Source organism: Pantoea allii, assembly GCF_046529425.1.
In the GTDB taxonomy this organism is placed as follows: domain Bacteria; phylum Pseudomonadota; class Gammaproteobacteria; order Enterobacterales; family Enterobacteriaceae; genus Pantoea; species Pantoea allii.
Map to the genome: position 1 here is coordinate 503,953 of NZ_CP125958.1, position 19,949 is coordinate 523,901.

At 53.1% G+C, this 19,949-nt stretch carries 16 protein-coding genes; 8 read left to right on the forward strand and 8 right to left on the reverse strand.

Annotated elements, in window-relative coordinates:
• Positions 1 to 378: 378 nt before the first annotated feature.
• The 8 genes from prmA to msrP all read right to left on the reverse strand — a co-directional run bounded on the left by prmA (position 379) and on the right by msrP (position 7,161).
• Positions 379 to 1,263 (reverse strand): 50S ribosomal protein L11 methyltransferase, encoded by an 885-nt coding sequence (gene prmA / locus QNH99_RS02435; protein ID WP_410517252.1) that lies wholly within the window; start codon positions 1,261 to 1,263, stop codon positions 379 to 381.
• Positions 1,264 to 1,278: 15 nt separating this feature from the next.
• Positions 1,279 to 2,724 carry a sodium/pantothenate symporter gene (gene panF / locus QNH99_RS02440; RefSeq protein WP_283378261.1) on the reverse strand — a complete coding sequence of 482 codons (1,446 nt, stop codon included), beginning with the start codon at positions 2,722 to 2,724 and terminating at the stop codon, positions 1,279 to 1,281.
• Complete coding sequence (locus tag QNH99_RS02445) at positions 2,714 to 2,956, reverse strand: YhdT family protein (RefSeq protein ID WP_063877440.1); 243 nt, start codon at positions 2,954 to 2,956, stop codon at positions 2,714 to 2,716. The genes panF and QNH99_RS02445 overlap by 11 nt, the downstream gene beginning before the upstream one ends.
• Positions 2,957 to 3,028: 72 nt before the next feature.
• Positions 3,029 to 4,378 (reverse strand): acetyl-CoA carboxylase biotin carboxylase subunit, encoded by a 1,350-nt coding sequence (accC, locus tag QNH99_RS02450; RefSeq protein WP_096011268.1) that lies wholly within the window; start codon positions 4,376 to 4,378, stop codon positions 3,029 to 3,031.
• Between the two features lie 11 nt (positions 4,379 to 4,389).
• Positions 4,390 to 4,854 carry an acetyl-CoA carboxylase biotin carboxyl carrier protein gene (gene accB / locus QNH99_RS02455; RefSeq protein WP_096011267.1) on the reverse strand — a complete coding sequence of 155 codons (465 nt, stop codon included), beginning with the start codon at positions 4,852 to 4,854 and terminating at the stop codon, positions 4,390 to 4,392.
• Between the two features lie 25 nt (positions 4,855 to 4,879).
• A complete protein-coding gene (gene aroQ, locus QNH99_RS02460) occupies positions 4,880 to 5,332 on the reverse strand; it encodes a type II 3-dehydroquinate dehydratase (protein WP_063881046.1) in 453 nt (150 codons plus the stop codon).
• A 221-nt stretch (positions 5,333 to 5,553) separates the two neighbouring features.
• On the reverse strand, positions 5,554 to 6,156 hold the full coding sequence (gene msrQ, locus QNH99_RS02465; protein ID WP_063877437.1) for a protein-methionine-sulfoxide reductase heme-binding subunit MsrQ: 603 nt from the start codon (positions 6,154 to 6,156) through the stop codon (positions 5,554 to 5,556).
• Positions 6,157 to 7,161, reverse strand: a complete 1,005-nt coding sequence (gene msrP / locus QNH99_RS02470) for a protein-methionine-sulfoxide reductase catalytic subunit MsrP (RefSeq protein WP_096011265.1) — start codon at positions 7,159 to 7,161, stop codon at positions 6,157 to 6,159.
• A 284-nt stretch (positions 7,162 to 7,445) separates the two neighbouring features.
• Between msrP and csrD the strand changes: the two genes are divergently transcribed.
• The 8 genes from csrD (at position 7,446) to tldD (ending at position 19,938) form a co-directional block, all read left to right on the forward strand.
• Positions 7,446 to 9,395, forward strand: a complete 1,950-nt coding sequence (gene csrD, locus QNH99_RS02475) for an RNase E specificity factor CsrD (RefSeq protein WP_109716812.1) — start codon at positions 7,446 to 7,448, stop codon at positions 9,393 to 9,395.
• A 309-nt stretch (positions 9,396 to 9,704) separates the two neighbouring features.
• Positions 9,705 to 10,748 (forward strand): rod shape-determining protein MreB, encoded by a 1,044-nt coding sequence (gene mreB, locus QNH99_RS02480; RefSeq protein WP_003855260.1) that lies wholly within the window; start codon positions 9,705 to 9,707, stop codon positions 10,746 to 10,748.
• 147 nt (positions 10,749 to 10,895) lie between these two features.
• On the forward strand, positions 10,896 to 11,918 hold the full coding sequence (mreC, locus tag QNH99_RS02485; protein ID WP_063877434.1) for a rod shape-determining protein MreC: 1,023 nt from the start codon (positions 10,896 to 10,898) through the stop codon (positions 11,916 to 11,918).
• Positions 11,915 to 12,403, forward strand: a complete 489-nt coding sequence (gene mreD / locus QNH99_RS02490; RefSeq protein WP_006120976.1) for a rod shape-determining protein MreD — start codon at positions 11,915 to 11,917, stop codon at positions 12,401 to 12,403. Before mreC ends, mreD begins: the two co-directional genes overlap by 4 nt.
• Before the next feature lie 8 nt (positions 12,404 to 12,411).
• A complete protein-coding gene (locus QNH99_RS02495; RefSeq protein WP_218996228.1) occupies positions 12,412 to 12,993 on the forward strand; it encodes a Maf family protein in 582 nt (193 codons plus the stop codon).
• Position 12,994: 1 nt separating this feature from the next.
• The gene (gene rng, locus QNH99_RS02500; protein ID WP_063877432.1) at positions 12,995 to 14,464 is read left to right on the forward strand and encodes a ribonuclease G; all 1,470 of its coding nucleotides are present in this window, start codon (positions 12,995 to 12,997) and stop codon (positions 14,462 to 14,464) included.
• A 132-nt stretch (positions 14,465 to 14,596) separates the two neighbouring features.
• Positions 14,597 to 18,427, forward strand: a complete 3,831-nt coding sequence (gene yhdP / locus QNH99_RS02505) for an AsmA2 domain-containing protein YhdP (RefSeq protein ID WP_410517253.1) — start codon at positions 14,597 to 14,599, stop codon at positions 18,425 to 18,427.
• Positions 18,428 to 18,492: 65 nt separating this feature from the next.
• A complete protein-coding gene (tldD, locus tag QNH99_RS02510; protein WP_096011260.1) occupies positions 18,493 to 19,938 on the forward strand; it encodes a metalloprotease TldD in 1,446 nt (481 codons plus the stop codon).
• Positions 19,939 to 19,949: the final 11 nt, after the last annotated feature.

The window sequence follows — 19,949 nt, forward strand, 5'->3', positions numbered from 1 at the left end:
GCGTATATTACGCATTTTTTTAGGAAGATGAAAGGCCAAACTTTGAACAATTCATAAGAAAACGGCTTTCGCCCTCATCTTATCGCGGACATATGAATTAATTTATCTATAAATCAGTAGTTTAAACATTTGTGTTTATTTTGTGAACAAAGGTTTTTCCGACGAAGATTCGGCATTTGCCAGATAAAAAACGTCACATACCGTGATTAACGATACAAGCAACGGCTTAAGCGACGGCAAAAGCTGTGCTGCTGAGTGTTACAGCCTTCGGTGCTGTCGGTAACGGCTGTAAGCGAAACGCGGAACCGACGGCACAGACATTCAGGCAGTCCTGTCGAACTGGCAGGACTGCTTCTGTGACGGGCAACGTCTTAAAGACTAGGCGGTTTTGACGCCCGTAATACGACACCACTCTTCCTTGACCGCAACAGGATCGAGTGCAAAGTGCGCCACGTAGGCTTCACAGACGCTCTCGGCCTGGCTCTCCAGCACGCCGGATAGACCAAGATGCCCGCCCGATTTAGGCAGCACGCTGATAAGCGGTGCCAACTCACGTAGCGGCCCGGCAAGGATATTAGCCACCACAACATCGGCCTGAAGGTTTTCCGGCTGCTGGTGCGGCAGGAACAGCGATAAACGATCGGCAACGCCATTACGCTCTGCATTGTCACGGCTGGCCTGGATCGCCTGAGGATCGATATCAATACCGATCGCCTGTGCCGCGCCGAGCTTAAGCGCCGCGATCGCAAGTATTCCTGAACCGCAGCCAAAATCGATCACGGTTTTACTGGCCAGATCCAGACCATCGAGCCAGGTCAGGCAAAGCGAGGTGGTAGGGTGAGTACCGGTACCGAAAGCAAGTCCGGGATCGAGCATCACATTGACGGCATCCGGATCGGGCACATCGCGCCAGCTCGGGCAGATCCACAGGCGCTCACCAAAACGCATAGGATGGAAGTTTGCCATCCACTCACGTTCCCAGTCTTTGTCCTCGATCTGTTCGATCTTGTGACGGAAATTCTCACCAAGAAGAGGATGCTGAGAAAGTTCAGCAATTACGCCCTCCATGTCGCTTTCCGCGTCGAATAACCCGATAACGTCGGTATCGCCCCACAGGCGGGTTTCGCCCGGCATAGGTTCATAGACCGGTGTATCGTGCGTATCCTGGAAGGTGACAGATACGGCACCTGTTTCCATTAACGCATCGCTTAGTTCTTCAGCGTTTGCGCCAGAACTGTTAATTTTGATTTGAATCCACGGCATAACGTCTCTCTTAATTCAGTGTTGTGGTGCGCTGACCGCATGCGGTAAACGCCCAAACAGGTTGCCGACCAGGAACGCCAGCAGACTTAACAATAATGAAGGCACAATGGGATGAAAACCCAACAGTTGCAGACCCAGGGTCGCCAGAACGGCATAGCAGCCTCCGCCCACCACCATGCCGCTGAGCGCACCGACCGCATTGGCGCGCGCCCAATATAAACCCAGAACCAGTGGCCAGAGGAAAACCGCTTCCAGACCGCCAAAAGCCAGCAGGTTGAGCCAGATAATCATGTCTGGCGGATGCCAGGCGACGAAAAGCAGTATGATCCCGAGCAAAAAGGTCACCGTTCCCGATAAAATCCGCAGGCGTGGCTCATTATCACTTTGCTGCGGGGCGATGCGCAGATACAGGTCTTTGACCAGCGTAGCGGAGGCCTGCAACAGCTGGGCGTTGATGGTGGACATAATCGCCGCCATCGGTGCCGCTAAAAACAGCCCTGCAGCCAGAGGCGGTAACACGGTGATCATCAGTGTGGGGATGACGCTGTCCGGCACGGTCAGATTCGGTAATATCGCCCGACCGAGTGCGCCAGCCAGGTGCATCCCCAGCATCAGGAGCACAACAACAATGGTGCCAAGAATAATGGCCCGATGCAGCGCTTTACTGTCCTTATAGGAGATACAGCGCACCGCCGTATGGGGCAGGCCGATGACGCCAAAGCAGACCAGCACAATAAACGAGCTCAGGAACGTCGGCGTAATAATATCGCCCGGGCCCTCAGGAGACAGCAGTTTGGGGTCGATCGCGTGCAGCTTGTCTACGGCCGAATGAATACCGCCAGCGTGATGAATGACGGCAAACAGCAGTAAGAAGGTGCCTATCAGCATCACAATGCCCTGCATCGCATCATTGAGGACACTGGCACGGAAGCCGCCAAAGGCGGTATAGAGTGCGATAGTGCCACCAAAAATAAGCAGTCCGGTATCGTAAGGGATGCCGGCAGCGGTTTCCAGCAGACGTGCGCCACCAATAAACTGCACGGCCATCGCGCCCACAAAGGCAATCAGTAGGCTCAGGCTGGCTAACCAGACCAGCAGCGTGCTGCCATAGCGTGCATAGAGCATATCGTTGAGTGTTACCGCATTGTGCTTGCGTGCCAGAATGGCAAACTTTTTACCCAGTACGCCCAACGACAGCCAGACCGCGGGAACCTGCACCATTGCCAGCAACACCCAGCCCAAACCGTATTTATAGGCCGCACCCGGGCCGCCTATAAACGAGCTGGCGCTGATATAGGTGGTCGTGATGGTCATTGCCAGGACAAATCCGCCCATTGAGCGGCTGCCCAGGAAATACTCGGTCAGAAAGTTGCCTTTGCGTTGTTTGCGCATCGCAAACACGGACAAGCCAGCAATGACGGCCAAATAAGCCAGTAGCGGAAGAATGATTTCAGTGTTCATTGTCATCCTCCAGCGACATATTCCGGAAGACCTTACGCACCATCATCCAGCATAAAAAAATGAACAGCAGAGGAGCAAAAATACAGGAGAGCTCAAACCAGCGCGGCAAGCCGGTTATGCCCATCGCATTTCCCCCTAACCAGGCCGAACCGCCCCAGACGGCTAACCATGCCAGTGTCAGATAGAGTGACCAGCGAGCTTCTTTGTGAGCCTGTAAATAACGCGCGTCCATAGTGTGACCTTAACGCCTGCGGGAAAAGAAAAAGGCCGGAATATCCGGCCTCAAACTGACTCAGCGTTGCGATTACTTCTCGTGCAGGCCGAGCTTTTTCTCCAGATAGTGGATATTGGTTCCACCCTGCTGGAAGTTCTCATCGGACATGATTCGCATCTGCAGTTCGATGTTGGTTTTAATCCCGTCGATAATCAGCTCCGCCAGGGCATTTTTCATACGTGCAATGGCGATATCACGGGTTTCACCGTAGGTGATTAACTTGCCGATCATGGAGTCATAATAAGGCGGCACGCTGTAGCCGGCATAAATATGGGACTCCCAACGTACGCCAAAACCACCCGGCGCATGAAAGCGGGTAATCTTACCAGGACTTGGCAGGAAGCTCACCGGATCTTCTGCGTTGATACGGCACTCGACCGCATGACCACGAATGACCACGTCTTCCTGTTTAATCGACAGCGGTTGACCCGCAGCAATGCGCAACTGCTCTTTAATCAGGTCAACGCCCGTGATCATCTCGGTAACCGGATGCTCAACCTGAATACGGGTGTTCATTTCAATGAAATAGAACTCGCCGTTTTCGTACAGGAACTCAAAGGTACCTGCACCGCGATAGCCGATATCAATACAGGCGCGGGTACAACGCTCACCGATAAATCCACGTAATTCTGGCGTGATGCCCGGTGCTGGCGCTTCTTCCACCACTTTCTGGTGACGACGCTGCATTGAACAGTCACGTTCGCCCAGATAGATGGCATTGCCCTGACCGTCTGCCAGTACCTGAATCTCAATGTGGCGAGGATTCTCCAGATACTTTTCCATGTAAACCATGTCGTTGTTGAAAGCCGCTTTGGCTTCCGCTTTCGTCATGTTGATGGACTGTTCCAGATCTTTATCGCTGCGCACAACGCGCATGCCGCGACCGCCGCCGCCGCCAGAGGCTTTGATGATGACCGGATAGCCGATGCGCTTGGCGAAAGCACGGTTCTTTTCCATGTCATCGGTCAGTGAGCCATCGGAGCCGGGAACGGTAGGCACACCGGCTTTCTTCATCGCCGTAATCGCGGACACTTTATCGCCCATCAGGCGAATGGTGTCGGCTTTTGGACCAACAAAGATAAAGCCAGAGCGTTCAACCTGCTCGGCGAAATCGGCATTCTCAGAAAGGAAGCCGTAACCGGGGTGAATCGCCACCGCGCCGGTGATCTCGGCGGCAGAAATCAGCGCCGGGATATTAAGGTAACTTTTGACCGACTGCGCCGGGCCGATGCAAACTGTTTCGTCTGCCAGCAGCACGTGCTTAAGGTCACGATCCGCGCTTGAGTGAACCGCAACAGTCTTAATGCCCAGTTCTTTACAGGCACGCAGAATGCGCAGCGCAATCTCACCGCGGTTAGCAATAACAATTTTATCCAGCATGGTTCGCCCCGTTATTCGATGACAACAAGTGGCTCGTCAAATTCTACCGGCTGACCACTTTCCACCAGAATGGCTTTAACTACGCCAGATTTATCGGCTTCAATCTGGTTCATCATTTTCATGGCTTCAACAATGCACAGTGTGTCACCTGCATTGACTTTCTGGCCCACTTCCACAAATGCTTTCGCATCCGGGCTTGGTGTGCGATAGAAGGTCCCTACCATAGGTGAACGTACGATGTGGCCACTGATTTCAGCAGGCGCGGCTTCTGCGACGGCGGCAACAGGTGCGACGGCGTTCGCCAGAGCAGGCTGCTGAGCGATGGGCGCAGCATAAGCCTGTTGCATCATCGGATAACCAGTATTTGCAGGTGCACGACTGATACGAACAGACTCTTCGCCTTCGGAGATCTCCAGCTCAGAAATGCCAGATTCTTCAACCAGTTCGATCAGTTTTTTAATTTTACGAATATCCATGAATGGGGTTCCGTACTCAGTTTGATTAATTAGTATGAGACAGGCGCTTCACTGCCGTTTGTAATGCCCACGAGTAACCGTCAGCGCCAAGCCCACAAATGACGCCAGCAGAGACATCAGAAAAATAGGAGTGATGGCGAAAAGGCTCGCGGCTGTGCACATTTGACAGGTGAACTTCAATAAATGGAATGTTCACCGCTAACAGAGCATCACGCATTGCTACGCTGGTATGCGTAAACGCGGCAGGATTGATAATGATATAATCCACATTGCCTTTTGCCTCATGAATGCGATCAATGAGCTGATACTCAGCATTGGATTGCAAATGGCTTAACCTTACATTCAACTGGTCTGCCTGATGGCTCAGACTGGAAACAATCTGATCCAGGGTAACATCCCCGTATTTATCAGGCTCACGCGTCCCTAACAGGTTAAGGTTGGGACCGTTCAAAAGCAGAATATGTAATTTATCGGCCATCTTGCTGCCATCTCCCGCAATCATTGAGGCATCGCGTAAAATACCTTGCCGCTTTCCATTTGTCACCCGTCACAGTGAAAAAGAAGCGTCACATCGCAATAAAGCCGGGCATTATATCCGTTTCGTGGCATTTCGCAGCAAAATACTGGTCTTATCTGCGAAGTTGATCGGATGCGGCTCGCAGGCCGCATTTTTCGCAGACGATCGGCAATAAGAAGAGACTAGCGCGGCCACCATTTAATGAACTTTTTATAGCGCCAGGCTAACAATATCAGGGCTAAAAGCGCATAAATGATCGGTTGGGGAGACAGGATTTTTACCGACCACATATAGTGAATCGGCGCCAAAATAGCGACCAGATAGATAAAGTTATGCAAGGTTTGCCAGCGCCTGCCCAGTTTGCGCTGCATGCGTTGAAAAGAGGTGATCGCCAGCGCCAGCAGAATAAACCAGCAAATAATGCCCAGTGTCAGATAAGGACGTGAAATCAATTCGCTTCCGAGCAGGCCGAGGTTATTCACGCCCAGCTCCAACAGGTAGTAACTGGTTAGATGCAGGCTGGCCCAGAAAAAAGTCCAGATACCCAACAGGCGACGGGTCCGAATGAGCAGCGGTTGCCTGGCCACGCGTGTTAACGGCGAGACAAGCAAGGTTGCTAACAGCAGTTTCAGCGCCATACGGCCGGTAAAATGCTGGATATCTTTGGCAGGATCGGCGCTGAGTCCTCCCTGCATCGCGGCCATAATCAAGTAAACCAGCGGTAAGAAAGCCGCCAGATGCAGTAGCACTTTAAGCCAGCCGATCTGCTTTATTGACAGGCGCACTCAATAATTCTCCCGCAAATCCATACCGCGATAGAGTGATGCAACCTGATCGGCATAACCGTTGAACAGTAATGTGGGCTGACGATCAACATTAAAAGCACTACCCGGACCAATAAAACGTTCGGTGGCCTGCGACCAGCGAGGATGATTCACATGCGGGTTCACGTTGGCATAGAAGCCGTACTCATTATCCGCAATCTGGTTCCATGTGGTAGGCGGCTGGTCGTGCGTCAGCGTAATTTTCACAATAGACTTAATGCCCTTAAAGCCATATTTCCAGGGTACGGTAAGCCGAATTGGCGCACCGTTCTGTGGCGGCAGGGCTTTACCGTAAACGCCCGTCGTCAGAATGGTCAGGGGATGCATGGCTTCATCCAGCCGTAAGCCTTCTACATAAGGATAATTTAGCCCACCCCCGATAAAGCGGTCCTTTTGACCCGGCATCTGATCGGGGGCATAAAGTGTCTGAAAAGCAACAAAGCGCGCTTTGCTGGTGGGTTCCGCCAGCTTCAGGAGTTTATTGAGTTCAAAACCTATCCACGGCACCACCATCGACCAGGCTTCAACGCAACGCATCCGGTAGATACGTTGCTCCATGGCAAAGCGTTTAAAAATATCATCCATGTCTAACGTCACGGGCTTTGCCACTTCGCCTTCTATCGTCAGCTTCCAGGGATCGGTTTTTAACGTTCCCGCGTTCGCTGCCGGATCGGCTTTATCCAGGCCAAATTCGTAGAAATTGTTATAGCCGGAAACCTTATCCGCAGGCGTTAACGGCAGGTTGGCCTGATATTGTGCGGGCTTGGTAAAGTCCAGCGCCCGACCCGCCGGCGCGGGCGGGCGGTCATTACCTTTGAACCAACTCAGAATATCGGCGTTGGCCATGCCCGGGACGCTGATTGCAGCAGCCCCCAGTCCCAGGGTCTGAAGCACCCGACGACGATTCATATTAAAGATGCTTTCTGGCGTTACATCTGCTTCGGTCAGGCGTTTTGTCGGCTTCATCGTCTCTTCTCCAGCTCGATTTTCACAATCAGCATGATGACTATTGCTTAAGCTGGCGAATTTTGCTGCAAAAATGTGAAATTTCCTGGCTGAAGCTTCCAATGAGAATGCGCTGAAAAAAGGATAATTAAGCGCTCTGCGCCTTTCTCAACGTTATACTGCGGCTTCGCGTATGACCTCGCTGTTGCCGGAAACAATTTGTGTTATTTTGCTCAAAATTCTTCCGGCTAACGTGCAGAGAGGCGGCGTGATCCGGCGGCAACCGTAGTGAAACAGGCACAGGGATGCGATTAACTACCAAACTTTCTGCATTTATTACATTTATTAGCGTACTGGCAATGGTTTTAATGCTGGTGGGCTGTGCTTTTAGTGTTTTCTGGCTCACCCATCAGCGTGTAGAAAATCGGGTACAGGTTTTGGCAACCGAAGTGGATAAAGTCCTGCTGAAACAGCCTCCCGAAGCGCTGGAAGCCTGGCTTACGCCGGTATTGCCCGTGATTAACGCCGAACAGCTCTCCTTATATAATGGTCGGCAGACTGTTTTCACGCTTTCCCGCCATGAAAACCAAATGCTGCAGCATCAAAAAAATCGCTATATCCATTTTGACATTGCGCTGATGCACCAGCCGGGTATGCGATTGCAACTGACGATACTCGATCCCGCACAAACCTGGCTGCACTCTATTCCTGCGACATATACGCTTGCCGCGCTGCTGTTGGTCGTACTGATCGTGGCCGTTATGCTGTCCATTACTCATCGTTGGCTGGTACGTCAATGGCGCGGGATGGAGCAACTGGAAAGCCGCTCAGCATTAATACTTGGTGGAGAACGTCGGCATTGTCGGCAAAAGCATGCTGATGAGTGGCCGCCCAGAGCCAGCCGTGCGATCGACCTGTTACTGTCCGATTTACAGGAAGCGGGCGAGCAGCGCGTCCGCATCGATACGCTGATTCGAACCTTTGCGGCTCAGGATGGCCGGACGGGGCTGAATAACCGCCTTTTCTTCGATAGTCAGCTGGCAACGCTGCTTGAGGATCAGGAAGATGTCGGGACGCATGGCGTGGTCATGATGATACGTTTTCCTGAGCTCGACACCCACGATGATTCACTGGGGCCAGTGCTGGTCGAAGAGTACCTGTTTAACGTCGTCAACATGCTGTCCACGTTTGTCATGCGTTATCCTGGCGCACTTCTGGCGCGCTATTTTCGCAGTGATTTCGCGGTATTACTGCCGCATCGTAGCCTGAAAGAGGCAAACAGTATCGCTGATCACCTCATCAATGCGGTTGACGCGTTGCCGCCTATGCGCAAGGTTAACCGCGACGATTTTATTCACATCGGCATCAGTGCCTGGCACAGCGGACAGACGGTGCCGCAGGTCATGGAAAATGTCGAAATGGCCACGCGCCGCGCGACATTGTCAGGCGGCAATAACTGGTCTAATGGCGCAGGAAACCCTCTGGATGCAGGACGCGGCAGCGTTCGTTGGCGGACCTTGCTGGAAAATACCTTAAGTCGCGGCGGACCACGTTTATATCAGAAGCCTGCGGTGGACAAAGAGGGTAAGGTGCGACATCGGGTACTGCTCACGCGCATTTATGATGGGGACAAAGAGGTGCTGTCGGCTGAATATATGCCATTGGTGCAGCAGCTCGGCATGGCCGAAAGCTGGGACCGCCAGATGGTATTACGCGTTGCCGCCTTATCTGAACTGTGGCCAGAAGAGACACTGGTCATCCCCATTAATATCGACTCGCTGCTGAAACGTCCGTTTATTGTCTGGTTGTACAATATGTTGCTGCAGTGCCCAAAATCTCAAAGAAAGCGATTTTTATTTGAACTTGCGGAAGGGGATGTCTGTCAACACATCAGCGATTTGATTCCGATCTTCCACTCATTGCAGGCATTTGGCTGTCGTATCGCGGTTAATCAGGCCGGTCTGACGGTGGTCAGCAGTGCTTACATCCGGCAGTTACCGGTTGAATTAATCAAGCTGGATGCAGGACTGGTGCGCAACATTGAGCGGCGTACGGAAAACCAGCTGTTTGTGCGAAGCTTGCTGGACGTCTGTAAGCCCACCGGGACGCAGCTGTATGCCGCGGGCGTGCGCACCAATGCAGAGTGGCAAACCCTGGTAGGATTAGGGGTAGAAGGTGGACAGGGTGACTTTTTTTCACCTTCACAGCCGGTTAACAGTAACGTAAAAAAGTACTCCCAGCGTTACCGTTTTTAACCGTTTGACCGGTTTTACGTTCTTCGCCTCAGCTTTTGATGAATATGGAACGATAAACGTGCAGAATACGTCGCCTGAAATGTTAGATTTTATGTCGGAGTAAAGTTAAGAAAATTCTTTAACATGCTGCTCTGATGCCGTGATATCGCTGTTCCGCTCGTATGCGTAACAGGCTTAAATGATGTAAAACGAATGCCGTCTATTTTTTCACCGAAGCAGAACGTTTTTGCGCCTTGTGGCAGCTTCGTGTGGTTGGTAAAGTAAGCGGATTTTATTTTCCGCCTCCAGCTTGCAGGATTATCCTTTAGTATGTTTAAAAAATTTCGTGGCATGTTTTCAAATGACTTGTCCATTGACCTGGGTACCGCGAACACCCTGATTTATGTAAAAGGACAAGGCATCGTGCTGAACGAGCCTTCCGTGGTTGCTATCCGCCAGGATCGTGCAGGTTCACCGAAAAGCGTGGCGGCTGTGGGTCATGACGCCAAACAGATGCTTGGCCGTACGCCAGGCAATATCGCAGCTATTCGTCCAATGAAAGACGGCGTTATTGCCGATTTCTTTGTGACTGAAAAAATGTTGCAGCACTTCATCAAACAGGTTCACAGCAACAGCTTCATGCGCCCAAGTCCGCGCGTGCTGGTCTGTGTGCCTGTAGGCGCAACCCAGGTTGAACGCCGCGCGATTCGTGAATCGGCTCAAGGCGCGGGCGCACGAGAAGTTTTCCTGATTGAAGAGCCAATGGCGGCCGCGATTGGTGCAGGTTTACCGGTTTCTGAAGCCACGGGCTCAATGGTCGTGGATATCGGTGGTGGTACCACTGAAGTTGCCGTGATTTCCCTGAATGGCGTTGTGTACTCTTCATCCGTTCGTATCGGCGGTGACCGTTTTGACGAAGCCATTATTAATTATGTGCGCCGTAACTACGGTTCATTGATTGGTGAAGCGACAGCAGAACGTATCAAGCATGAAATCGGCTCGGCTTATCCGGGTGATGAAGTGCGTGAAATTGAAGTGCGTGGTCGTAACCTGGCGGAAGGTGTGCCACGCGGCTTTACACTCAACTCCAATGAAATTCTCGAAGCCCTGCAAGAGCCACTGACCGGTATCGTAAGTGCGGTAATGGTTGCGCTGGAACAGTGCCCACCGGAACTGGCGTCTGATATTTCTGAGCGCGGCATGGTCCTGACCGGTGGCGGCGCATTACTGCGTAACCTGGATCGCCTGCTGATGGAAGAAACGGGTATTCCTGTTGTCGTCGCTGAAGATCCACTGACCTGCGTTGCGCGCGGTGGCGGAAAAGCGTTGGAAATGATCGACATGCATGGCGGCGATTTATTCAGCGAAGAATAATTGCCTCAACCGGCTGGAATCGTTGTAACAGTGCGCAGGGAGTAGCGTGTAAACCGGCGCTGCACGCATCGGTATGATGTGACCAGCCCAGGAAAGTGCGGCTCGCCCGTACTTTCTTACCTTGTAGTCGAGGAACACGCAGATTATATGAAGCCGATTTTTAGCAGAGGGCCTTCTCTGCAATTGCGTCTATTTTTGGCGGTGATTGTGGCGATTGCCATTATCATCGCTGATAGTCGCGTGAGTTCATTTACTCAAATACGCAACTATCTGGACACGTCGGTCAGTCCGTTTTACTTCCTGGCCAATGGGCCGCGCCAGCTTCTTGATGGCGTGTCAGACACGCTGGCTTCTCGCCAGCAGCTCGAACTGGAAAATAAAGCGTTACGTCGAGAGCTTTTTCTGAAGAACAGCGACCTGCTTATGCTGGGGCAATACAAGCAGGAGAACGCGCGCCTGCGCGAGCTGCTGGGTTCCCCGCTGCGTCAGGACGAGCATAAGATGGTGACTCAGGTTATCTCCACCGGTACCGATCCCTACACCGATCAAGTGGTTATCGATAAAGGCAGTGCTAACGGTGTTTACGAAGGCCAGCCGGTTATCAGTGATAAAGGTGTCGTGGGCCAGGTCATCGCCGTCGGCCAGTTTACCAGTCGTGTACTGTTGATTTGTGACGCATCACATGCGCTGCCTATCCAGGTACTGCGTAATGATATTCGTGTGATCGCGGCAGGCAACGGGTGTACGGAAGATCTGCAACTGGAACACTTGCCAGGCAATACCGATATTCGTGTCGGTGACGTACTGGTGACGTCGGGCTTAGGTGGGCGTTTCCCTGAGGGCTATCCGGTAGGAGTGGTTTCATCGGTTAAGGTCGATACGCAACGCGCGTACACGGTCATCCAGGCACATCCAACCGCAGGTCTGCAACGTCTGCGTTACCTGTTGCTACTGTGGGGCGCGGATCACAACGGTGATATGCCGATGGCACCTGACGAAGTCCACCGGGTCGCTAATGAACGCCTGATGCAGATGATGCCGCAGGTTCTGCCTCCCGCGGGTGAAATGGGCCCGCCTGCACCTGCTACCCAGACCACCACGCCTGCTTCTGGCAGTAGCGAAAGCAACCCACAAGGGTCCGCTTCCCGCTCACGCGGAGGCCAGAATTGAGTCGATATCGCAGCCAGGGACGATGGGTTATCTGGCTGTCCTTTCTTATGGCCTTTATTCTGCAAATCATGCCATGGCCGGAACAAATCTATATGTTCCGGCCTTCATGGTTATTGCTGATCCTGGTCTACTGGGTACTGGCGCTTCCGCACCGTGTTAATGTGGGAAGTGGGTTTCTGCTGGGCGCGATTATGGATTTAATCGCGGGTTCCACGCTTGGCGTTCGCGCGTTGGCGCTTAGCATCATCGCCTATCTGGTGGCGTTTAAATTCCAGTTATTCCGTAACTTAGCGTTGTGGCAGCAGGCGTTAATGGTTATGGTGCTGTCATTAGCAATGGATGTGATCGTCTTCTGGGCGGAGTTTCTGGTGATCAACGTCTCATTCCGCCCTGAAATTTTCTGGAGCAGTGTTGTCGACGGGATTCTCTGGCCGTGGCTATTCTTATTAATGAGAAAGATCCGCCGTCAGTTCGCTGTTCAATAAGGAAATTTATGGTAACCCTTTATCTGGCATCCGCGTCTCCCCGTCGACGCGAACTGCTGACTCAACTTGGTCTGAACTTTGAGCGCATCATCACTGACGTTGAAGAACAACGTCAGCCGCATGAATCGGCCGAGGTGTATGTCCGTCGCCTGGCGCATGACAAAGCAAAAGCCGGTACGCTGATTGCCCCGCATGACCTGCCTGTATTGGGCGCGGATACCATCGTCGTGCTCAACGGTGAGGTGCTGGAAAAACCGCGCGATGCCGACCATGCCAGCGCGATGCTCAGTAAACTCTCAGGAAAAACCCATCAGGTCATGACGGCGATTGCTCTGGCTGACCGTCAGCAGGTACTGGACTGCCTGGTGGTCACCGAGGTGACTTTTCGTAACTTAACCCTGAGCGACATTACCGATTACATCGCGACAGGTGAACCTATGGATAAAGCCGGCGCTTACGGTATTCAGGGGAAGGGCGGAAACTTTGTGCGTAAAATCAATGGAAGTTATCACGCGGTGGTCGGATTGCCCTTGGTTGAGACAGCAGAGCTGATCGACCATTTTCAGTCACTGCGTGCCGTAAGGGGTTAACATGACGGCTGAGCTACTGGTTAACGTTACGCCTGCTGAAACGCGAGTCGCCTATATTGATGGCGGAATCCTGCAGGAAATCCATATCGAGCGTGAAGCCCGACGCGGCATTGTCGGCAATATTTACAAAGGACGCGTCAGCCGGGTGCTGCCTGGCATGCAGGCGGCATTTGTGGATATCGGACTGGATAAGGCCGCGTTCCTGCACGCTTCTGACATCATGCCGCACACCGAATGTGTTGCGGGCGATGAAAAGAAAAATTTTGTCGTACGGGATATCGCAGAACTGGTTCGCCAGGGACAGGATCTGGTGGTTCAGGTGGTGAAAGATCCGCTGGGCACCAAAGGCGCGCGACTGACGACGGATATCACATTGCCTTCGCGCTACCTGGTATTCATGCCCGGGGCAGCGCATGTTGGCGTTTCTCAACGTATCGCCAGTGAAAAAGAGCGAGAGCGGCTGAAAGCCGTGGTAGCCGATTACTGTGACGATTTGGGCGGCTTTATTATCCGCACCGCAGCCGAAGGCATTGGTGAAGAAGAACTGGCACAGGATGCGGCCTTTCTGAAGCGCCTGTGGACCAAAGTCAGCGAACGAAAAAAACGTAATCAAACGCGTTGTCTGCTTTATGGTGAACTGGCGCTGGCACAACGTATTCTGCGTGATTTTGCTGGCGCAGCGCTGGACCGCATTCGTGTCGATTCGCGGCTGACCTGCGATTTGCTCAACGAGTTCACCAGTGAATACATTCCCGAGATGTCCAGCAAGCTTGAGCTTTACAACGGTAAGCAGCCTATCTTCGATCTGTTTGATGTTGAAAATGAGATTCAGCGCTCGCTGGAACGAAAAGTTGAACTCAAATCTGGCGGATACTTAATCATCGATCAAACTGAAGCGATGACGACGATAGACATCAATACGGGGGCATTTGTCGGGCACCGAAACCTTGATGAGACTATCTTTAATACCAATGTGGAAGCCACTCAGGCGATTGCACGTCAGCTAAGGCTCCGTAATCTGGGGGGCATCATTATCATCGACTTTATCGATATGAGTAATGAGGACCACCGCCGTCGCGTGCTGCATTCGCTGGAAACGGCACTGAATAAAGATCGGGTTAAGACCGGTATCAGCGGCTTTTCAGCGTTAGGGCTGGTGGAAATGACCCGCAAGCGCACGCGCGAAAGTATTGAGCACGTGCTGTGTGAGGACTGTCCGGTCTGTAAAGGGCGCGGCACGCTGAAAACAGTTGAAACGGTGTGCTACGAAATCATGCGCGAAATTGTCCGCGTGCATCATGCTTATGACTCGGATCGATTCCTGGTGTACGTTTCGCCAACCGTCGGTGAGGCCTTGAAAACAGATGAGTCCCATGCGCTGGCCGAAGTCGAACTTTTCGTGGGTAAACAGGTGAAGGTGCACGTAGAAGCGCTTTATACCCAGGAACAGTTTGACGTGGTGATGATGTAATACTGGCTGGTCAGGCTCACCATGCCTGACTGCACATTTTGGGGTAAAATGTGAACCCATACCGCTATGTCATAAGACGCCGGGTATGAGCAGCAACCATCCGTCGTTAACGGTAGACAAGGAGAGGTGTGAGTGAGGCAGTTGCCAAGAATTATGTTACTGCTGCTCGCGACAGTCATTGTGATTGTGGCGCTGCTTGTCAGCGCGCTGCGTCTGGCGATGCCGCATCTTGACGCCTATCGTAGTCAGGTTCTTCAGTTCGTCTCCGACACCAGCGGTGTCAAAGTTAACGCCAGCCAACTCCGTGGAAAGTGGGAGAATTTCGGCCCCACGCTACAAATCCGCGACTTAAATGTCGATATGAAGGAGACCGGCTCGCTCTCCATCGCACGTATCACCGTTGCGCTGGATGTCTGGCAGTCACTGCTCCACTGGCGCTGGCAGTTCCGCGACCTGACCTTCTGGCAATTACATCTCGACAGCACTCAGCCTCTGCTGACCAGTGACAGCGACAAGCACAGCTTTAAGCTCACTCAGGTCAACGATCTGTTTTTGCGTCAGTTCGATCACTTTACTCTGCGTGACAGCACCATCCGTTTTATTACCCCATCCGGTCAGCATGCTGAACTGGCGATTCCTAACCTCACCTGGTTGAACGAAAACACCCGACATCGGGCAGAAGGTGAAGTCAGCCTGTCGAGCTTTACTGGACAACACGGCGTAGTGCAGGTTCGTCTTGATCTGAAAGACAGTAATGGCTTGCTCAACGATGGTCGTATCTGGATGCAGGCCGATGATGTTGATATGCGTCCATGGCTAGGCCGCTGGGTGAGGGATAACACCCGGCTTGATAGTGCCCGGTTCAGCCTGGCGGCCTGGGTTAATCTGCGTGATGGCGACGTCTATGCCGGCGATCTGCTGTTAAGTAAGGGCGGCGCAAGCTGGCAGGGCGAGAGCGGTCCCCACACGCTGAACGTTGATAACCTCACTGCCCATCTGTCGCGTTACAAAAATGGCTGGGTGGTCAATGTGCCGCAAACCAGGCTCAGCACAGACGGTAATGCCTGGCCTGCCGGTCATTTCTCACTCCTCTGGCAACCTCAGGACACGCAGATGCTGGGCAGCAACAGCGAGCCTGAGATTCGCGTACGTGCGACACAGCTGGCGCTGGACCACATCGCACCGTTGGTGCCGCTGTTTGCGCCCTTATCACCGGCATTGTTTGATAACTGGCGCGCATTACGACCGCGCGGCACCATTGACGGGCTGGCGCTGGATATTCCTGTCGATCAGCCTGAGCAGACGCGCTTTCAGGTTAAGTGGCGCGATTTCAGCTGGCAGTTCTGGAAACTGGTTCCCGGCATCAGTCATTTAAATGGCGAAGCGACAGGCAGCCTGAATAATGGGCAGGCCACGATTGCGATGGGCCAGGCCACGGTGCCCTATGGTGATATGTTCCAGGCACCGCTGGAGATCAAGCAGGTGACCGGCAGTATGAGCTGGTTGCGTGACCCGCACGGCCTGACCCTGGCAGGTCATAATCTTGATATCCAGGCGCGTTCACTTTGGGCACATGGCGATTTCCGTTATCAGCAGAACACCGATACGCAGCCTCAACTTGATATCCTGGCCGGTATTAACGTCAGCGATGCGGGCGATGCCTGGCGCTATTTCCCCACACCGCTGATGGGGCATTCGCTCACGCGCTACCTGAGCGGCGCGGTTAAAGGCGGCAAGGTGGAGAATGCCACGCTGCTGTTCAACGGCAATCCGGCGCTTTTTCCTTTTCAGCATAACGACGGCATGTTTCAGGTCTGGGTGCCTTTACGCCACGCAACCTATGGTTTCCAGCCCGGCTGGCCGGATATCAGCAACCTCGATATCGATCTAAACTTCCTGAATGATGGCCTGTGGATGCATGCACCCCTGGCTAAACTGGGTGAAGTGGAGGCGCGTAATGTCAGCGCCACCATTCCTGATTACATGAAGGAAAAGCTGATTATCAACGGCGATATCAGCGGTGATGGTCAGCAAATTGGCGACTACTTCCAGCACACGCCACTCAAGTCCTCCCTGGGGGCGGCCCTTGAACAGTTACAGATTAAAGGTCTGACCAAAGGCCACCTTAAGCTTGATATTCCTCTGAATGGCAAGGACGTTCACGCCAGTGGTGATGTGGTGATGAATAACAATAGCCTGCATATCAAGCCGCTGAATACCACCATGACCCATTTGACTGGGCAGTTCCGTTATAACAACGGCAATCTTGAAAGCGATCAGATGCAGGCGGACTGGTTTGGTCAGCCCCTTAATGTCAGCTTTAGCACAAAAGAAAATCCTGATGACTTTGGTATTAACGTTAAGTTACTGGCTGACTGGCAACTGGCAAAAATCACCGGTATTCCGCCCCAGGTGGGCAGCCAACTGGCTGGGCATCTTCCCTGGCAGGGCGAGGTTAACGTCGCCTTACCGCATAAGGGCGGTGCGCATTACGACATCGCGCTGAAAGGGGACGGGAAGGAAGTAAGTAGTCGCTTACCTTCGCCACTGGATAAAAAATCGGGCGAAAGCCTGCCTGTGGCCATCAACGCTAAAGGCGATTTAACGCACTTCGATCTCAGCGGTAGCGTAGATGAACGGCACAAATTTAACAGCCGCTGGCTGCTGGAGCCGGCCCTGCGCGTTGACCGTGGTATCTGGCTCAACGATACAAAGACAATACCGACGCTGCCAGATCATTCAGGCATGGTACTCAACTTACCTGCGCTGGATGGTGAGGCGTGGGCGGCACTGATGACGGCTGGCGAAGGTGGTGCGACCCGTTCAACCGGTGAGCATCAGGTGGGCGGTGCAACGCTTCCGGGCAATATTATCCTGCGTAGCCCTTCTGTGAGTCTGGCAGGCCAGCGCTGGCATAACGTTGATACCTCATTAACCCAGGACATGGGTGGAAAAAACCGGATTAACGTCAATGCTGACGAGCTAAGAGGGCAGTTAATCACCTCACCTTCAGCGCCGTGGCAGATCGTCCTGGATTACCTTTATTACAATCCAGACTGGGAGGGCACTGGCGATAAGAAAAGTGCGTCCGCCTCACCTCTGGGGCAAAAAAGCGATCAGATCGACTTTAGCCAGTGGCCTGCTTTACAACTGCAATGCGCTGAATGCTGGCTGATGGGGCAGAAGTATGGACGGGTCACGGCCCGGCTTCAGCCTAAAGGAAGTACGTTAGCACTTACTAACGGTTTAGTGGATACTGGCAGCTCGCGGCTGAACATTCAGGGCGAATGGGTTAACCGTCCAGGCGACCAGCGCACCTCTTTAAAAGGCACGCTGCAGGGCAGCAACATCAATAACGCGACCAACTGGTTTGGCGTGAATACGCCGCTGCGAGATGCGCCCTTCAAGATTGATTATGACCTGCACTGGCGCTCGGCACCGTGGCAGCCCGCGGCAGAAACGCTGAGCGGCACGCTGAAAACGCACTTTGGTAAAGGACAAATAAGCGATGTGGATACCGGCGCCGCCGGACAGATTCTGCGCCTGTTGAGCTTCGATGCCCTGTTACGCAAACTGCGTTTTGATTTCAGCGATACCTTTAACAAGGGGTTCTATTTCGACTCCATCAACGGCACCGCCTGGATTGAAAATGGCGTCGTGAGAACTGACAACCTGTTGGTTGACGGCCTGGAAGCGGATATCGCCATGCAGGGCAATATGGACCTGGTGAAACGCCGCATTGATATGGAAGCGATAGTCACGCCAGAAATTTCTGCGTCAGTGGGCGTGGCGGCTGCTTTTGCCATTAATCCGGTGGTGGGGGCGGCGGTATTTGCCGCCAGCAAGGTGCTGGGACCGCTCTGGAGTAAAATTTCAGTCCTGCGTTATCACATCAGCGGACCGCTGGATAAGCCTGAAATAGATGAAGTAATGCGTAAGCCACGCGAAACCTATAACAAGTGATATTTGACGGCGTAACATAATTGCCGCAGGCTATGATTATCCGAGCACATATTAAGTGAGAAACGATGACTCTGAATCTGGTAAGTGAGCAGTTGCTAACTGCTAACAACATTAATCAGCAGGACCTTTTTTCCCTGTTAGGGCAGCTTTCAGAACGTCGTCTGGACTATGCCGATCTTTACTTCCAGTCCAGCTTCCATGAATCCTGGGTTCTGGAAGATAAAATCATTAAAGACGGGTCCTATCATATCGATCAGGGCGTGGGCGTGCGTGCCGTCAGCGGTGAGAAAACGGGTTTTGCGTATGCCGACCAAATCACGCTGAATGCCTTACGCTTATCCTCCGAAGCGGCACGAAGCATCGTGCGTGAACAGGGCAACGGCAAGGCTCAGACGCTGTCTGCCGTGGTTAACCGTTCTCTGTATGCGCCAGTCGATCCGCTCGGCAGCCTGAGCCGTGAGGACAAAATTGCGTTGCTACATCGTGTTGACCAGGTTGCACGTGCTGCCGATCCCCGCGTTCAGGAAGTGAATGCCAGCCTGACCGGCGTATATGAGCAGGTGCTGGTAGCCGCAACCGACGGTACTTTAGCTGCCGATGTGCGTCCGCTGGTTCGTCTGTCCATCAGTGTCCAGGTTGAAGACCAGGGCAAGCGTGAGCGCGGTTCAAGCGGCGGCGGCGCGCGTACCGGCTATGCATTTTTCCTGGCCGATGAGAATGGCGACGTGCGGGCCGATGCCTGGGCACGTGAGGCCGTACGCATGGCGCTGGTCAATCTGTCTGCTGTGGCTGCGCCGGCAGGCGCCTTGCCGGTTGTGCTGGGCGCAGGCTGGCCGGGCGTGCTGTTGCACGAAGCCGTAGGTCACGGTCTGGAAGGTGACTTTAATCGCCGTGGCACGTCAGTGTTTAGCGGCAAGATGGGCCAACTGGTTGCCTCTGATCTGTGTACCGTGGTTGATGACGGGACCATTGAGGGATTACGTGGGTCGCTGGCTATCGACGATGAAGGCGTTCCTGGACAGTACAATGTGCTGATCGAAAATGGCGTATTGAAAGGCTATATGCAGGATAAGCTGAATGCACGACTGATGGGGGTAAATCCTACCGGTAACGGTCGTCGCGAATCCTATGCGCACCTGCCGATGCCGCGCATGACGAACACCTATATGCTGGCCGGTAAATCCACGCCACAGGATATTATCGAAAGCGTAGAGTACGGTTTGTATGCGCCTAACTTTGGCGGCGGTCAGGTCGATATCACCTCTGGTAAGTTTGTGTTCTCAACGTCAGAAGCCTATCTGATTGAGAAAGGCAAAGTGACTAAACCAGTGAAAGGAGCGACCTTGATCGGCTCTGGTATCGAAGCGATGCAGCAAATCTCTATGGTCGGTAACGATCTGGCGCTGGATAAAGGCGTTGGCGTGTGTGGTAAAGAGGGACAGAGCCTGCCGGTTGGCGTGGGCCAGCCTACCCTGAAGCTGGATAAGCTCACTATCGGTGGCACCGCCTGACAGAGACAGAA

Coding starts and splice junctions, on each gene's coding strand:
- mreC (WP_063877434.1), top strand. CDS start 10,896: ATGAAGCCGATTTTTAGCAGAGGGCCTTCTCTGCAATTGCGTCTATTT.
- rng (WP_063877432.1), top strand. CDS start 12,995: ATGACGGCTGAGCTACTGGTTAACGTTACGCCTGCTGAAACGCGAGTC.
- panF (WP_283378261.1), bottom strand. CDS start 2,724: ATGAACACTGAAATCATTCTTCCGCTACTGGCTTATTTGGCCGTCATT.
- QNH99_RS02495 (WP_218996228.1), top strand. CDS start 12,412: ATGGTAACCCTTTATCTGGCATCCGCGTCTCCCCGTCGACGCGAACTG.
- mreB (WP_003855260.1), top strand. CDS start 9,705: ATGTTTAAAAAATTTCGTGGCATGTTTTCAAATGACTTGTCCATTGAC.
- prmA (WP_410517252.1), bottom strand. CDS start 1,263: ATGCCGTGGATTCAAATCAAAATTAACAGTTCTGGCGCAAACGCTGAA.
- accC (WP_096011268.1), bottom strand. CDS start 4,378: ATGCTGGATAAAATTGTTATTGCTAACCGCGGTGAGATTGCGCTGCGC.
- msrP (WP_096011265.1), bottom strand. CDS start 7,161: ATGAAGCCGACAAAACGCCTGACCGAAGCAGATGTAACGCCAGAAAGC.
- QNH99_RS02445 (WP_063877440.1), bottom strand. CDS start 2,956: ATGGACGCGCGTTATTTACAGGCTCACAAAGAAGCTCGCTGGTCACTC.
- tldD (WP_096011260.1), top strand. CDS start 18,493: ATGACTCTGAATCTGGTAAGTGAGCAGTTGCTAACTGCTAACAACATT.
- accB (WP_096011267.1), bottom strand. CDS start 4,854: ATGGATATTCGTAAAATTAAAAAACTGATCGAACTGGTTGAAGAATCT.
- csrD (WP_109716812.1), top strand. CDS start 7,446: ATGCGATTAACTACCAAACTTTCTGCATTTATTACATTTATTAGCGTA.
- aroQ (WP_063881046.1), bottom strand. CDS start 5,332: ATGGCCGATAAATTACATATTCTGCTTTTGAACGGTCCCAACCTTAAC.